At 63.9% G+C, this 15,037-nt stretch carries 15 protein-coding genes and 1 tRNA gene; 9 read left to right on the plus strand and 7 right to left on the minus strand.

The window, feature by feature from the left end; genetic code table 11:
- The first annotated feature begins 88 nt into the window (after nt 1–88).
- The 5 genes from FSB78_RS08320 to FSB78_RS08340 all read left to right on the plus strand — a co-directional run bounded on the left by FSB78_RS08320 (nt 89) and on the right by FSB78_RS08340 (nt 5,246).
- On the plus strand, nt 89–823 hold the full coding sequence (locus FSB78_RS08320) for a uracil-DNA glycosylase family protein (protein WP_147081742.1): 735 nt from the start codon (nt 89–91) through the stop codon (nt 821–823).
- Nucleotides 820–2,661, plus strand: coding sequence for a lytic transglycosylase domain-containing protein (locus tag FSB78_RS08325; protein WP_147081744.1), 1,842 nt, complete (start codon nt 820–822; stop codon nt 2,659–2,661). Before FSB78_RS08320 ends, FSB78_RS08325 begins: the two co-directional genes overlap by 4 nt.
- Nucleotides 2,651–3,178 carry a molybdenum cofactor biosynthesis protein B gene (gene moaB, locus FSB78_RS08330; RefSeq protein ID WP_147081746.1) on the plus strand — a complete coding sequence of 176 codons (528 nt, stop codon included), beginning with the start codon at nt 2,651–2,653 and terminating at the stop codon, nt 3,176–3,178. Before FSB78_RS08325 ends, moaB begins: the two co-directional genes overlap by 11 nt.
- 131 nt (nt 3,179–3,309) lie before the next feature.
- Complete coding sequence (locus tag FSB78_RS08335) at nt 3,310–4,128, plus strand: hypothetical protein (RefSeq protein ID WP_147081748.1); 819 nt, start codon at nt 3,310–3,312, stop codon at nt 4,126–4,128.
- A gap of 47 nt (nt 4,129–4,175) precedes the next feature.
- The gene (locus FSB78_RS08340; RefSeq protein ID WP_147081749.1) at nt 4,176–5,246 is read left to right on the plus strand and encodes a PA0069 family radical SAM protein; all 1,071 of its coding nucleotides are present in this window, start codon (nt 4,176–4,178) and stop codon (nt 5,244–5,246) included.
- Here FSB78_RS08340 and FSB78_RS08345 read toward each other — a convergent pair.
- Nucleotides 5,243–6,244, minus strand: a complete 1,002-nt coding sequence (locus FSB78_RS08345; protein ID WP_147081751.1) for an NADP-dependent oxidoreductase — start codon at nt 6,242–6,244, stop codon at nt 5,243–5,245. The genes FSB78_RS08340 and FSB78_RS08345 overlap by 4 nt on opposite strands.
- 170 nt (nt 6,245–6,414) lie before the next feature.
- On the opposite strand from FSB78_RS08345, the gene FSB78_RS08350 reads away from it, so the two are divergent.
- Nucleotides 6,415–6,490, plus strand: a tRNA-Ala gene (locus FSB78_RS08350).
- Nucleotides 6,491–6,523: 33 nt separating this feature from the next.
- Here FSB78_RS08350 and FSB78_RS08355 read toward each other — a convergent pair.
- Entirely contained in the window at nt 6,524–7,759 is a 1,236-nt protein-coding gene (locus FSB78_RS08355; protein WP_147081754.1) for a tyrosine-type recombinase/integrase, read from the minus strand.
- A 382-nt stretch (nt 7,760–8,141) separates the two neighbouring features.
- On the opposite strand from FSB78_RS08355, the gene FSB78_RS08360 reads away from it, so the two are divergent.
- Both FSB78_RS08360 and FSB78_RS08365 read left to right on the plus strand, forming a co-directional pair.
- Nucleotides 8,142–8,690 carry a hypothetical protein gene (locus FSB78_RS08360; protein ID WP_147081756.1) on the plus strand — a complete coding sequence of 183 codons (549 nt, stop codon included), beginning with the start codon at nt 8,142–8,144 and terminating at the stop codon, nt 8,688–8,690.
- Complete coding sequence (locus FSB78_RS08365) at nt 8,687–9,277, plus strand: hypothetical protein (RefSeq protein WP_147081758.1); 591 nt, start codon at nt 8,687–8,689, stop codon at nt 9,275–9,277. The genes FSB78_RS08360 and FSB78_RS08365 overlap by 4 nt, the downstream gene beginning before the upstream one ends.
- 411 nt (nt 9,278–9,688) lie before the next feature.
- On the opposite strand, the gene FSB78_RS08370 is transcribed toward FSB78_RS08365, so the two are convergent.
- From FSB78_RS08370 to FSB78_RS08380, 3 genes are all read right to left on the minus strand, one after another.
- Entirely contained in the window at nt 9,689–10,924 is a 1,236-nt protein-coding gene (locus FSB78_RS08370; RefSeq protein WP_147081760.1) for a type II toxin-antitoxin system HipA family toxin, read from the minus strand.
- The gene (locus FSB78_RS08375; RefSeq protein ID WP_338419963.1) at nt 10,921–11,187 is read right to left on the minus strand and encodes a helix-turn-helix transcriptional regulator; all 267 of its coding nucleotides are present in this window, start codon (nt 11,185–11,187) and stop codon (nt 10,921–10,923) included. The genes FSB78_RS08370 and FSB78_RS08375 overlap by 4 nt, the downstream gene beginning before the upstream one ends.
- A 136-nt stretch (nt 11,188–11,323) precedes the next feature.
- Nucleotides 11,324–11,653, minus strand: a complete 330-nt coding sequence (locus FSB78_RS08380) for a low molecular weight protein tyrosine phosphatase family protein (RefSeq protein WP_147081762.1) — start codon at nt 11,651–11,653, stop codon at nt 11,324–11,326.
- 143 nt (nt 11,654–11,796) lie between these two features.
- Here FSB78_RS08380 and FSB78_RS08385 point away from each other — a divergent pair, with 143 nt between their 5' ends.
- Nucleotides 11,797–12,831, plus strand: coding sequence for a hypothetical protein (locus tag FSB78_RS08385; RefSeq protein WP_242008133.1), 1,035 nt, complete (start codon nt 11,797–11,799; stop codon nt 12,829–12,831).
- 1,505 nt (nt 12,832–14,336) lie between these two features.
- Here the strand turns inward: FSB78_RS08385 and FSB78_RS08390 are convergent.
- Both FSB78_RS08390 and FSB78_RS08395 read right to left on the minus strand, forming a co-directional pair.
- Nucleotides 14,337–14,642 (minus strand): hypothetical protein, encoded by a 306-nt coding sequence (locus FSB78_RS08390; protein WP_147081766.1) that lies wholly within the window; start codon nt 14,640–14,642, stop codon nt 14,337–14,339.
- Nucleotides 14,639–15,031: a cyclic-phosphate processing receiver domain-containing protein gene (locus FSB78_RS08395; RefSeq protein ID WP_147081768.1), complete on the minus strand. Its 393-nt coding sequence runs from the start codon at nt 15,029–15,031 to the stop codon at nt 14,639–14,641. The genes FSB78_RS08390 and FSB78_RS08395 overlap by 4 nt, the downstream gene beginning before the upstream one ends.
- Nucleotides 15,032–15,037 lie beyond the last annotated feature (6 nt).

Below are 15,037 nucleotides of genomic sequence, written 5' to 3' on the forward strand. Positions count from 1 at the left end.
TCGTTCGGGCGCGAGCCAGCACCATATTGTCCAATAAGGCGATTGCGCGAGTTGACCGCCACGTCAACCGCACAGCATAGATAAGGATATGGGGGCAGACCAGAATATCGCATGGCATGCGCTTGCCGCCAGCGCGCTCGAATGGTGGCAGGATGCCGGCGTCGACATGCTCGTCGACGACGCCCCGCGCGACTGGTTCGCAGCCCCCGCCCCGCCCCCGCCGGCCGCGCTCGCACCGGCCTCCACGACTCCCGTCGCGGTCCTCGAACCGGCCGAAATGCCGGCGTCGCTCGCCGAGTTCCTGACCTGGCGGAACAGCCCAGCGGTACCCGAGGCATTGTGGGGCGGCGTGGCCTTTGCCGCTACGGGTCCTGCGACTGCGGAGCTCATGGTGCTGGTCGACTGCCCCGAACGCGACGACGGCGAAACGCTGCTGTCGGGCCCTGCGGGACGGCTGTTCGACCGGATGCTCGCCGCGATCGGCACGACGCGCGAGGCGGTGCATCTGGCCTCGGTCTGCGCCAAGCGTCCGACCGCCGGCCGCGTGCACCGGGACGTCGAGGCCCAGCTCGCGGCGATCGCGCAGCACCATGTCGGGCTGATCGCGCCCAAGCGCCTGCTCGTTCTGGGCAATGCGGCGAGTCGTGCGATCCTCGCGACGGATTTGCCCGATGCGCGCGGGCGTTTACACGCGTTTAACCATAAGACCGGCAAGACGGGGACTGTCGTCAGCTTCCACCCGCGGTTTCTGATCGAGAAACCCGCGGCGAAGCCCGAGGCCTGGAGGGATTTGCAGATGTTGATGCGGAATTCGGACGCATGAGGCGGATCGCGGTTGCAGTGGCGCTCGCCACCTTGAGTATCCCGGCGCTGGCTGCCGCGGACCCCGCCCCCGATGCGCGGCTGGTCGGCGGGTCGAAGACCGACGTCATCCCGCTCCAGCTCGATCCCGCCCAGCGCGACGCCTACAAGCTCGTCTTCGCCGCGATCCGCGACCAGAAATGGACCGACGCGCAAATCCAGCTCGACACGATGAAGCCCGGCCCGCTGCACGCTATAGCCCGCGCCGAACTCTACACCGCCAAGGGATCGCCGCGGATCGAGATGGCGCCGCTCGTCGCGCTGCTCACCGAAGCTCCCGATCTCCCCCAGGCGACCGATATCGCGCGCCTCGCCAAGGCCCGTGGCGCGGTCGACCTCCCGCTCCTGCCCGCGGCCCAGCGGCTGATCTGGCAGGACGGCGCGCCCCGCCGCGCGCATGCCAAGAGCGTGAAGAGCGATCTGATCGCCGCCGACCTCGCGCTCAAGATGCAGCCCTACGTCAAGGCCGACATGGGCCCCGAGGCGCAGGCGCTGCTCGAAACCACGCAGGGCCTGTCGCCCGAGGCGCTGACCGAATGGCAGCAGCGCGTCGCCTGGATCTATTTCCTGCGCGGCGACGACGTCAACGCGCGGACGATGGCCGCCAAGGCGCAGGATGGCTCCGGCGACTGGGCGATCCAGGCGCGCTGGGTCGGCGCGCTGGCCGCCTGGCGGCAGAACGACTGCGCCAATGCGCAGGCGGGGTTCGAGGGTGTCGCCGGTCGCGCCGCAGACGTCGATATGCGCAGCGCTGCGCTCTACTGGGCATCGCGTGCCGACATGGTCTGTGGCCGCCCCGACAAGATCGAGGGTCGCCTGAAGGCTGCCGCGCAGTTCTCCGAGAGCTTCTACGGCCAGCTCGCGCGCCAGGCGCTGTCGATCAAGGACAAGCCCGCCCGGCCGACCGGCCGGATCGCCGCCGACTGGCTGGTGCTCGACAAGCGCCAGAACGTGAAGGTCGCGGCCGCACTGGTCGAGGTCGGCGAGACCGATCTCGCCGACGACGTGATCCGCCAGCAGGCCAAGATCGGCGCCGCCGCCGAATTCCCGAGCCTGGTCCGCGTCACCGAGGCGCTGAGCCTGCCCGCGACCACCGTCTGGCTCGCGCATAATTGCCCGCAAGGGTTCATGGCGACCGCGGACTCGCGCTATCCGACCCCCAACTGGACGCCCGACAGCGGATGGCGCGTCGAAAAGGCGCTGGTCTATGCGCACACGCTCGAGGAATCGCGCTTCCGCAACACCGTGAAGAGCGCGGCCGGTGCCTACGGCCTCATGCAGATCATGCCCGCCGCCGCGACCGATTTCGCGCGCGAACGCGGCACCGCGATCGACAAGGCCGCGCTGACCAAGCCGTCGACCAACATGGACATCGGCCAGCGCCACCTCGAACGGCTCCGCGACATGGCCGGCGTCACCGGCGGGCTGCTGCCGAAAGTGATCGCCGCCTACAATGCCGGCCCGCGTCCGGTCGGCGATTGGAACGCGATCGTCCACGATAATGGCGACCCGCTGCTCTATATCGAGAGCATTCCCTATTGGGAGACGCGCGGCTACGTCACCACGGTGATGCGCAACTACTGGATGTACGAGGCGCAGGGCGGCAAGAAGGCTTCGGTCAGCCGCTCCGCGCTCGCGCAAGGCATGTGGCCCCGCTTCCCGGGCATGCCCGGCGCCCAGATGGTCCGCATGAACGCGGTGCCCAACGCCCGCGCCAGCGCCAGCACGATGCCGCTGCACACCGTCGCGCTGAACGCCGCGGTCAGCCCGCAATCGACCACGGTCACGCATGCCGATTGACCTCAGCGCGACGTTCCTGCCCGTCCGCATCGCCGTCCTGACCGTCTCCGACACCCGCGGGCTTGCCGACGATCGCTCGGGCGACACGCTCGTCGCGCGGCTGACCGAGGCAGGCCACGTGCTCGCCGATCGCCGGATCGAGAAGGACGATGCCGACGTCATCGTGCAGCGGCTGCACAGCTGGATCGACGATCCCGAGATCGACGTCGTCATCACGACCGGCGGCACCGGCGTGACTGGCCGCGATGTCACCCCCGAGGCGATCGAGCGCATCGCCGACAAGATGATCCCGGGCTTCGGCGAGCTGTTCCGCATGCTCAGCTACCAGACCATCGGCACCTCGACGGTCCAGTCGCGCGCCTGCGCCTGCGTCACCCGCGGCACCTACATCTTCGCGCTGCCCGGTTCGACCGGCGCGGTGAAGGACGGCTGGGACGGCATCCTCAAGGACCAGCTCGACAGCCGCCACAAGCCCTGCAACTTCGTCGAACTGATGCCGCGCCTGCTCGAGCGATAGGGCGCTACTGGACCATAACGGTTGTGCCCCGCCAGCCGGACCCGCAAAGCCTCCGTTACGAACCCGCCTCCGGTGGAGCCTGCCGACCGCGCCTGCCAGCGTCGCTCCGGGATAAACCGGAGGGAATGATCATGAGCGCGAACTGGAGTCTGGGTCTCGACACGCTGCGCGTGCAGAATGCCGACGAGGATAACTGGCTGTCGAACGGCGACGAGGTCTACATGGTCGTGATCCCGTTCCGCGCGAAGCTCGGACTTCCCGGATCGGCGCAGACCTCGACCAACACCTGGGCGACCTATGACTGGGCGAAGCACGTCTCGAAGGGCGCGGTCCGGCATATTCCCGGCAATATCGGCCGCACGACCTTCGCCAACGTCGCGAGTTTCGGCGTCAGCCAGTTCCTCGGGGCGGGCCATGGTTCGACCAATCCCGCGTTCAAGCCCGAAATCCTGGGCATCGTCAGCCTCGCGTTCGAAAGCGACAACACGTCCTGGTCGTCGATGCACTCGATCATCGACAAGGCCGCCCCGGTGGTCCGCGCCGAGCTCGAGGCGGTCGTCGCCAACGAGATGACCCCGCTCGACAAGCTCACCGCGCAGCAGCTGACCGACAAGCTGAAGGGATCGGCGAACCATATCAAGGATGCGATCACCCCGTCGGTGCTCGCCCAAATCGGACTGTTCCTCAGTTCCGCCGGCGACCCCGACGACTTCATCGACTTCGGCATCAACTGGTTCACCAATCTCGACCCCGAACTGGTCGTCTGCTTCCAGCAGATGAAGGAAGCGAAGGACGCGACCATGAGCGGCAAGGCCAAGCCGGCCGACCAGTCGACCGCGGCGCTGATCGCGCGCTCCGGCCTCCACCCGCTCGCGCCCGGCGGGTTCCAGAACCTCTACGACAAATCGGGCGTCGCCTATCTCGTCGAGGGATCGGTAGGCCACGCCTGACGATTGTTGTTCTTTCTTCGTTCCCATAGTTCCGGGTACGAAGGCGCATGTCCAAGGCTCGACCCGTGCGCGGCGCGACGCGCAATCACGCCAGCGCACGGTTCAACCTGCCGCAGACCGAAGCGGACGGCGACTGGCTCGACGCTCGCGCCGATATCGACGGCGAACCCGCGCGCCTCAAGACCACGGTAACCGTCGAACATCCCCGCACGATCATCAGCCGCAACACCTCGCCCGACATCGGCTTCGACCGCTCGATCAATCCCTATCGCGGCTGCGAGCATGGCTGCATCTACTGCTTCGCGCGCCCCAGCCACGCCTATCACGACCTGTCGCCCGGCCTCGATTTCGAGAGCCGCCTGTTCGCCAAGCCCGACGCCGCCGCGCTGCTCCGCACCGAACTGTCCAAGCCCGGCTACCTCGTCGCGCCGATGGCGCTCGGTACCAACACCGACCCCTATCAGCCGATCGAGACCGACTGGCGCATCACTCGCGGCGTCATCGAAGTGCTCGCCGAAACCGATCATCCGCTCGGCATCACCACCAAGTCCGACCGCGTCGTCCGCGACCTCAACCTGCTCGCGCCGATGGCGGCTAAGGGGCTCGTCTCGGTTACGCTCTCGATCACCTCGCTCGACCCGAAGATCGCCGCCACGCTCGAGCCGCGCGCGCCGACCCCCGAGCGCCGGCTGACCGCGGTGCGGCGGCTCGCGGATGCGGGCATCCCCGTCAACGTCTCGATCGCGCCCGTCATCCCCGCGATCACCGACCACGAGATCGAACACCTGGTCGCGCGCGCGGCCGAGGCGGGTGCGCAGCGCGTCTTCTTCCTCCCCGTCCGCCTGCCCTGGGAGGTCGCGCCGCTGTTCCGTGCCTGGCTCGACGCGCATTTCCCCGACCGCGCGGGGAAGGTGATGGCGACAATCCAGTCGCTGCGCGGCGGCCGCGACAACGACGCGGGCTTCTTCACGCGGATGCAGGGCCAGGGCCCCTGGGCCGACCTGATCCGCACGCGCATCGCGATCGCCTGCCGCAAGCACGACATCAATCACGAGCGCGTGCCGCTCCGCCGCGACCTGTTCCGCCCGCCGCGCGGCCCCCAGGGCGAGCTGTTCTAGACGCGCACCAGCATCTTCCCGCGGTTGCCGCCCGAGAACAGTCCCAGGAACGCATCCGGCATCGCGTCGAGCCCGTCATGCACGGTCTCCTCGCGCTTGAGCGTCCCCGCCGCGACCAGCGCGCCCATGTCCCGCACGAAGTCGGCCTGCCGATCCATATAGTCGCTGACGATGAAGCCGCGGATCTGGATCCGGTTGCCGATCAGCCGCGCCAGATAGCGCAGCTCGGTCGCCGCACCGCTGTTGTAGACCTCGATCATTCCACACACGGCAAAGCGCGCGCGCATCCGCGCATGCGCCAGCGCGGCGTCGAGATGCTCGCCGCCGACATTGTCGAAATACACGTCGATACCGTCCGCGCCGACCGTCTTCAGCGCCTCGCCGAGCGCCTTCACGACCGGCACGCCCGCCTTGTAGTCGACCACTGCGTCGGCGCCGAGGCTCCTGACCCAGTCGCACTTGTCCGCGCCGCCGGCCGATCCGATCACGGTCATCCCGCGCGCCTTGGCGATCTGCACCACGGTCGACCCGACCGCGCCCGCCGCCGCCGACACGAACACGACATCGCCACTCTTCGCCGCCGCGACTTCGGTCAGCCCGAAATAGCCGGTCATGCCGGGCATGCCGAGCTGCCCCAGAAATGCCTGCTCGGGCACGTCGATCGCGGGGAGCTTCTGGACCTGCGCGGCCGGGACCACCGCCTCGTCGCGCCAGCCCATCATGTGCTGCACCTTGTCGCCGACCGCGAACCCGTCGGCGTTGCTCTCGACGATCTCGCCGACCGCCCCGCCCTGCATCGGCTCGCCGAGCACGAACGGCGGGACATAGCTCTTCACGTCGTTCATCCGCCCGCGCATATACGGGTCGACCGACAGCCAGCGGTTCGCGATCCGCACCTCGCCCGCGGCCAGCGGACGATCGGGAATCGTGATCATCGCAAAGTCGGTATGCTGCGGCATGCCCTGCGGCCTCGCCTTCAAGCTCCACGCACGTGCCATTATCGAGCTCCATTTCCAGAATTTCCGTGGGCTCGGTATGGCAGGCGCCTTGCGCGTTGCAACCGGGAAGTGCGCCGGACCGCGCCGAATGGGGGTTTATCCCGCCCGCAAAAGTCGGACCCGATATTGCAACCCCGCCACCAAGCCGCTATCGGCATTGCCGGACGCGCGGGGCCGTAGCTCAGATGGGAGAGCGCTGCAATCGCACTGCAGAGGTCAGGGGTTCGATTCCCCTCGGCTCCACCAGCGCATCCTGTTGAATTAACACGCTTTTTGCGATCAGGCGGCGAGTGACGCAATCACGAGCGTATCATTCGCGTATCGCAGATGGGCGGACGTATGCTCCGACAGCGCCTCGAAAAACGCATCCACCTCCCGGATCGCTGCCACGAGATAGTCGGGCGACAGGTGCTCATAATTTCGAGCCGTCGTATCCTGCGCGGCATGTCCCGCCAACGCCATGCGTTGCTCCTTGGGCACGCCGCGCCTTGCAAGCCACGTCAGCATCGTATGGCGCAGCGTCTTCGGCGTCGCGCCGACAATCCCGGCCTCGGCGCATACCGCGTTCCAGACGGTCTTTACCGATCGGGTCTCGCGCTCGAAGTGCGTAGGCCCACCCGGGGTCCGGTTGCGCTCGGCGATCGGCACGCGATACTTAATGAGCTTGCCCACGGTGCCTGAGACCCAAGGGAGAACATGCCGCGCGATCGGGAGCACGGGCCGGCGTTTCCGCAGGTGAACCTTGCCCACAGCATTGAGGTTGATGAGGTTGTTCTCAAGATCGACGTTCTCGTCGTTCAACTCGAGCACCGCCTCTGGACGACCAGCCGTGCCCAATTCGATGACAATGAATGCGATCAGGTGTTCGCGCTCCGGCCGCCCAGAGCACGCGTTCATGATCGCGGCTATCTCCTGCAAGCTCAGCACGCGATCACGCGCCGGAGCCTTTTGCTGTGGAGGGACATCCGCGATGAACGGCGCGTGTTCGAGCTTCTGGTTTTTCCAAGCCCAGTTCAGCGCACCACGCAGCGCCGCAAGATCCCGACTGATCGTATGCCCGCCAGCGCCAGCTTTCGCGCGCTCGGTTCGAAACCGTGCCTGGAAGGACGGCGTGAGATCCGCGACGGTTACTGCCGCACCCAATCGCCCTGCCCTTCGTTCGCCATCAAAGAAGTCCATCCAGTGGACAACCGAAACCGCGTACCTATCGGGCGCTGCGAGCGTCGACACGTGATACTTCAGCCAATCCGCCATGAGGTCTTCGACAAGCGCCTCATCGCGTCGTTGACGCACCGGACGGCTGTGCTCGAGGTAATGAGCGGCTAACGCGTCTTTTGCTGCCGCAGGTGGCCGATCTGCCTCACCTCCTCGAACAGTCGTAGCCTTGCGCCTCGTGACGTCGCCTTCATCTCCGGGACGCCTTTCAAGCCAGCAGATGTTCCAGGTTCCGGTGTCCGGTCGTTGCCAGAGCCAGAACTGTCCAAGTTGTTGTCGTTTGCCGTCGCGTTTACGCATGCTTTCCTCATTTCCTCGGCCTCCATCCGGGCCAGAGCCTGGTAAATTTCGTGCGTCACGAGGATCCGTGCCGCCTCATTCGAGAGGTGCAACTTGCCATCGGGCGTTTTTGCCGCTCGCCGGAGACGTTTCATCAACTCGAAGATCGGATGGTCGCCTGTTACAGGCATGCACATTCGCTCTGCTGCGCGCTCGCAACTAGGCCGCTTGAGGGGCGTCCGTATGGTGCGGCGTAACTCATAGGTCGGGCGGATTTGGCGCGCTCAACGAGCGGAACGTACGGGTTGCTGTGCATCGGTAATATCTATAACGCACGTAGCGCATTGTCGAGTGGCAAAGACTACAGAGGTGATGCGTTCTTGGAATTTTTAGGGAACAGCCCGTGACGATCGAGACCGAAAACGACCGCCCCCTCGCCCACACCGAGGCCACCAAAATGTTGGCGGAAGCGATAGCTGCGAAGCAGGCGCTGGGGGTCTCCCAGAGAGATCTCGCGATTGCGCTAGGCTACAGGTCAGGTGTCATCGTGAGTCACATGGCCAACGGCCGCGCGCCGATACCGATCGATCGGTCGAAGGACATCAGCGACCTTCTGGACCTCGATAGAAACGCGTTTCTGCTGGCGGTTCTCGAACAGAGGCTGCCTATGCTCGACTTCCGATCGCTGATCGGAAACCACTCGTTGATCGATGAAAAGGACGAGCGGCTGATGAAACAGTTCGAAGTCATCGCCGGACGGCCGCTGTCGACGCTTCCGGCTGATCACCTCGACCTCATTCGAGAATGCCTTGCCGATCGGGAGCCACGCTCGCGCTGGCTAAGCCTCCATGAGCTACCGATCGTTGCTCTCATTCGCCGGCTTCGGCCGACGTTTCGAAGCCAAGGGCTGACGCAGGCCGATCAGGAGAAGGTGCAGGAGGCACTGCGATGATGGACCCTTCAAGCCACCCGCCCGCCAAGCGCTTGAGGCAGCCGATTGTCTTCACGGATGGCCATCCCGACCCATTCTCGCGACAGGCAGTGCGCACGGGTATCTTGGAGCTCATCAAGCAGCACGGGGCGACCCATTCTCTGACGCTCAATATCAATCGCGAGATGAGTATTGAAAACGCGAAACGGTCGTTCAGCAAGTTCTGCTACAACGTTGATCAAGACCGATTTCGAAGGAAGCGCGTTGATCGATTAATATCATCGTTTCGCTTTTCGGCGATAGCGTTCATCGAGCACCCGGACACCAACATCCATCTGCATGCCGCAGTGAATTTGAGCCCGGCATGGCTCGGAGGACTTGTTGATGAACGCTACGTCCGCGGGTTGGAAGCACATTGGGATCGAATAACAAGGGGGTCGGGCTCGATGCAGCTAGACCGCGTTTTTAGCGAGGCTGGATGGGGCCGCTACATCACGAAGAGCATGCGGCAGGACGATAGTTTCCTCCTATCGACAGATTTCCATTCGGACGATTCTGTGGTAGAATCTTCCAAGTTGAGGATGGTTCTGGAGCATATTGCCCCCTAACCCTCATTCGTGGGCTTCGTGCTCGCAATCATCACGTTGGGGACCGCTTGTTCGTCGGTGCGCCCAGCTCACGCCGACGCAGCGCTAGGCAAGGGCAAGACGTTTCCATCTCGGCAGCTTGTCGGCGTATCGCCGGCCGGCATTCCTGAGGTATTGCCAATCGCATTCAGCTTCAAACCACTCAAGAAAGCATGGCAAGCCGGAGCGAAGCGGAGGTGCAGCCTCGTGCCGACGCAGTCGGCACATACCCAGCGGGATCGAGCAAGGCGCTGGGATCCACGCAAAAGCGGGAATACTCTAAATCGCAAAATCGCCTATGGCTTGACGCCGTGAAACGGTGGCTGGCCATAGCACCTTGACGAAGTCGAGGTGCCTGCACGCCGCCTGTCGTTACGAGCACACCCCTCGATGTTACGCGGCCGCATGGCGCACTCGGTCCGCGCGGAGCATCACCATCTTGGCCAGGGCTTCACCAACCGCGCTATCCGAAGGCATCGTGTCGGTCGCAGTCATGATGGATGTCGTGACACGCGCGATCCGTTGGCGAAGCAAGGGATAGGTTATCCCCGCGCTTTCCGCGAATGCCTTCCACGTATCCTTGGTAATCTCGTCGATCGTACCCGCGCTTCCGAGCCTCATGGCCATGCGTGACGCCAAGGCAGGCCACTGGATCGTCGAGAGCAGATCGTAAAATGGTGCCAGCCGTGGTCCCCGATCGTCGAGCACGAACGAGAAGTTCTTGCCGTGCGCGTCTGCGTTGCCGATCGTAAGGTTGAAGATCGCCACGTCGACCAGGTTTAACACCGCCGGTGCCGGCACCCTCACATAGCGCCTCGTAAGCGCGAAGAGGTCGCGGAACGCCGGGCCGCCTTCTGCTGCATATTTGCGCTCCGGTGGCACGCCAAGCGCCTGGCAGGCGTCTTCCTGATGGAGACGCGAAGTGACGCCGCCTGCGGTGGTAACACGATCATAGCGTTCGACGAGCAGATACGGATGACCTTCCGCCTGGCGCGCTTCGGCGCGTGCAGTCGGCAGACCAATGCGCGCGGCGAGCGTCATGCACCATGCTTCGTTCTCAACCGAACCGGCAAAGCGCTCGATCTCCGGCTTGATGATGTGGGTCGTCGGCTGCCCCGGCGCGGGGAGTGCCGGGCTACCGTCGACCAGCACCACGGGAATCTTGGCCTGGGCGCCAGCGAGACTCAGGCGCAGACCATCCTCACCGGCGAGTAAAGGTCGACTAGGTAGCCTGTCGAGAATGTCGGCCAGCGCCGCGTCGCTTAGAACACGCGGCGACCCAGTCGTTGCGCGCTCCGGTGGATCCTGCCCTGGCGGTAACAGCATGATCGCGCCCGCCACATCGCCGCCAAGACGGTCGAGCAAGGCAAAGTCATTGGCAACCGACACACCGAGTGCCGCTGCGGCGCCTTGCCGCTGCTCGGCCTCGGGCAGCAATCCCCCGAAGAACGGACGGCAGGCCGCGCGATTGAACGGCTCATCCCGTAACGGCAGGGAGCGCGACAACGCCTTGTTCCCGCCGCTTACCCACGCAGGGTCATACCCGAAGCTGAGTTCGCCGCTACGGTCCTGCGTCAGCAGGCCCACGGCATCCTGGTCCCACCACACGACAAGCGCGCGGTCGGTCAACGCTCCAGACCATCAAGGCTCAGCATCAACCCCAGCGCGGCAAGTACCGCTATGGCCTTGCCAAGCTGGATCGTCGGCTTGCCAGCTTCGAGTTCGATAACGAACCGCGTGCCCACCCCCGCCACGCCGGCGAGTTCCTCTTGGCGCAAGCCTTGCGCCTTGCGGGCGGCGCGGACTGCCGCACCGAGCTCATACGTGGTGGCAAAGCTTTTAAATATCATCCTGATCGGGAAGATAACGGATACAGCCAACGAAGCAAGCACTATTCTTCCCGATCAGGAACATACGCGCTCGGACTCCAACTCGACGGCCAAAAGATCCCGATCGGTAACATCATCGGCGATGATCCCCGCCGATCACGTCGCAATGACGACTGCCCACGCACAGCAGCCCGACCATTCATCCAACCGGAAGATGGCGATCAAGACGAGCATGCAGCAGCATTACAAGCGCCGGGTCCATGAACGCGTAGTCGTCCGGTATGTCGAGGCAGATCATGCGCTTGCCGTTGAGCGACGATCGAAACCGTTTCTGAACCTTCGTCCGGTGGATCTTCTCCATCACAACGATGACATCGGCCCACTCGACGAGCTCCGCATTCAGCGGGTTGTCCGCATCGTTGTTCGTGCCGGCGGAATCGACCTCGAGATCGGGGCGCGACGCAAAGACCTGTTCGGCGGTCGGGCTACGAAGGCGGTTCTGGCTGCACACGAACAGGATCTTCTTCACACTACCGCACCTCAAGGCTGACTTATTTAGATCGAGGCGCCGTATCGCTCGGCATCGACGTCGTCGAAGACGACATAGCGCGTCTCCGTACGCGCTTGCCGCCAAAGTGAAGCTGACACATGATGCGTAAAAGGGGAACGCGCGTGAACAAGTGGGTGCTGGTGTTGGCGCTGGTCATCGCAACGCCGGTCAAGGCGCGGGACTTGGGTGTGCCGGCCGACAAGGGCTGGAAGCATGCCGAAACCGGCCTGATCCTGATGCCGCAGCTGGCTGGCCTCTCGCGGATTGCGCTTACCGACGCAACGCAGACCGAGCGTGACGTGGCCGCCCAATACGACATGCCGGACAAGAGCATGTTCGCAACGATCTATCTCTTTCACCCAGCTATCACCGATGTCGCGCTGTGGTTCGACCGCTCGCGCACCGCGATCGAAACGCGCGACCTGTTTCGCAATGCCGCTCCGGCGAGTGCCGATCCAATTTCCTTCGCCGTGGGAAACAGCGGATCAGCCGCTTCGCTGCGCCAGGTCTATGCCACGCCCGGCGGCGGCCAATATCGCAGCACCGCTCTCGCGGTCGTGCCCGTTGGTGAGTGGATCGTCAGCGTCCGCATGAGCGCGAAGACGCTGACCGCGGACCAGCTAGACGCCAGCCTGCAACAGGTGATCCAGGCCATTCGCTGGCCAAAACCAACCGCCACGCTGGCGACCGCTACCGCGCGGCCGATCATGGGGTGCGATACCCCTTTGACATTCCCCAAGGCCAGACAGGCAAAGCCCAACGGCGCCGACATGCTGATGGCACTGATGGCCAGCAGCATCGCGGCCAAGGCGAAGTCGAGTGACATTCCAGCATCCGCGCCGCCGACGACATGGTGCAGGGAGGACGACGGGCGCACCGAATATGGCGTGTACCGATCGATCGCTTCGACCAACGGCTATGTAATGGCGCTTTACGATGCCGGTGGCGTAGTTAGCGTGTACCCATCGCTGATGGGGCAGGTCGACAACAGCGGGACGTACGCGGTGTCGCTGACCGATGTCGAGGGCACGGTATCCTCCTTCCCCTCGTTCACGGCGATGCCCTCGCCCCAACAGGTCTGGGACCTTGTGAAGAGCGGTAAGCGCACCGGCACGATGCGGGGCAACCAGATGACGATCGACCCGAAGGCCCTGTAGCGACGCACGCTTCGCAAAGCAGAGCGAGACCGGGTTCGACCTCGGCGCTCCCCAAGGCTCCTGCGAGACATGCGCTGCACCGTTAGGATGGGTGGTCTCCCGCTCGCCGGCGGTGGCTTCGTTTCGGGCCGGACGCTCCTCTCGTCAGGTTGCGTATAGTTTACAGATTGTTGCGCATTTTGCGGTGTTGAAGCCACCCGCAACCCATCATGCAGTATGCGATCACCGATCATCGACAACGACAGACGGTGACATAATGATCGACCATATACTCCCACCCACCGCAGCGCTTAGGATCTATCAGGTCAGCTACGAAGCCTGGGCTCCACCAACGATAGTGGCAGCTATGGCACCCGACCGAGCCGCAGCCATCGCCGCCTACGGCCTCCCCGTGGGATCAGGGTCCCCGAAGACGGTTGTCATCGACGTCACGGATGAGTTCATCGCACTGTCCTCGCTCGCAGCCGCGCATGCTCGAAACTTGATCACAGGAAGGGTCGAAGGCGTTGTCGCTTACGATGCTGAAGACGGTTGGGCGTACGATGTTTTCATTTAGCCCCGCGCTCGATCCCGATCGCTGAAGGTCAGATACCGCGGCGGTGATGTGCCAGGTTCCAGTCATTCTCGTGCCCGGCGCACTCTAAGCCACCCTCCGACAACCGATGGTCTGGTAGTGAAAGCCCGAAAGTGAGGCGCGGCGACTGGTTGCACCACGCAACTAATTTCGCTCGAAGCGCCCCACGCCGACGCCAGGCTCGGGTTTTGGACCAAAAAGCTCGGAGTTAGGCGCAAGCGCTCACTCCGCACGTATGCGTCGACCACCGCGGAGTATGCTCTGCCCGGTGAATATGTAAGTATTGCTCACCAAAATGAACAAAAAGTGACCTCGTCACCATACTACTACGTAGTAGTAAGTATACGTGCTTGCGGGAGCGAGCTTGAGCAAGCACGGAACCCATGGATCTCCTCGACGCGCGCGCGCCTAACGCGCATACGCGAGCACGCACGCGAGAACCGAACCCCTCCGGTGATCCGCGCGCAACGCGTTTCCGCGGAGAATTGCAGCATCCTGACGATGCACCTTCGATTCCTGAGGCAGTGCACCGGCTATGGCGGTCCAGGCTTAGATTGGTCGGATAGAACCCCAATGCGAGCCAAGGCCGCCTCAAAACGGCGTGGGAGGGGCCTCAGAGCGCAAAGAGAGGCTCCGACATGGTAATGACACCCAAGGGCGCGAAAGTGCTCTCAGGCCCTTAAAACGAGGCTGCCGGCTTCGAGCCTGGCCGTGGGTGTCGCTGAGCCTCTCCCCGGCTTAACGCTGCGAGCGATGGCGTACGTCGCGTCCCTTGCCACGGGCGGCCGAGAACGCGTCTGAGAGGCAAAACCCCAGCTGCTCCGCTGCCAACAGGCTTATCCGCGCCGCTCGTCGCCTGCCGTACAATATTCGGGTTTGGCGAGACACCAGCGGGCCCTTCGCTTTTGGGTGTTGTGCAGTCGCTCCACGGTCAATGCGTGAGGATGACGAACTTTGTGAACAGCGCGCCCAAAGACACTAATGTGACGGCAGCGATAACACCCAGTCCGCCCACAGCCAACGGTGAGGCCAGCCACCCGTCAACCATCTCCAACTCCGCCAGGTGCCGTTCGAGCGACTTCTCAATGATCTGCTGATTGAGACGATTAATTCGCTTGGCACGTTCTTGCGCCTCGCTGTCTTCTGCCAACCGAGTGGTCAGCGTTGTTGGCTCGGATTGGGTCATGGATCGCTTCTTCGGTTCGTGCTGCGTGTGGTTCGAGAGTTGGCCGCTCATGTGATCCGCCATGTCGCCAGAGGATGGCTTGTGACTGGCAGTTCGACCAGGCGAGCCGATGGCAGAATGCCGTGCCGCTGCGCACTCTCCAGCAGGCCGCGCATATTTGCACGACCAACTGGATTGGCACTGTGCAACACGACCATCCTAAGATGCTCGAACGCTGCCGGACGATCCATTGCATCCTCGATAAGCTGGCGCATGCAATGCTGCCCGCTCGGAAGCTCGGCACCACGCTTATCGCAGCCGAGGTCATGATCGAACGAAATGATCGTTGGCTCATAGTCCCTGAGCAATGCGCAGAATTGCGTGGCGTCACGCGCCACCAACCATTTGCCTAGCGGTGGCTCGCGTTCGTCGTCGAGGAATATTCTAACGCGATGTGGCATCGTAGT

Source organism: Sphingomonas ginsenosidivorax (genome assembly GCF_007995065.1).
Lineage (GTDB): Bacteria > Pseudomonadota > Alphaproteobacteria > Sphingomonadales > Sphingomonadaceae > Sphingomonas > Sphingomonas ginsenosidivorax.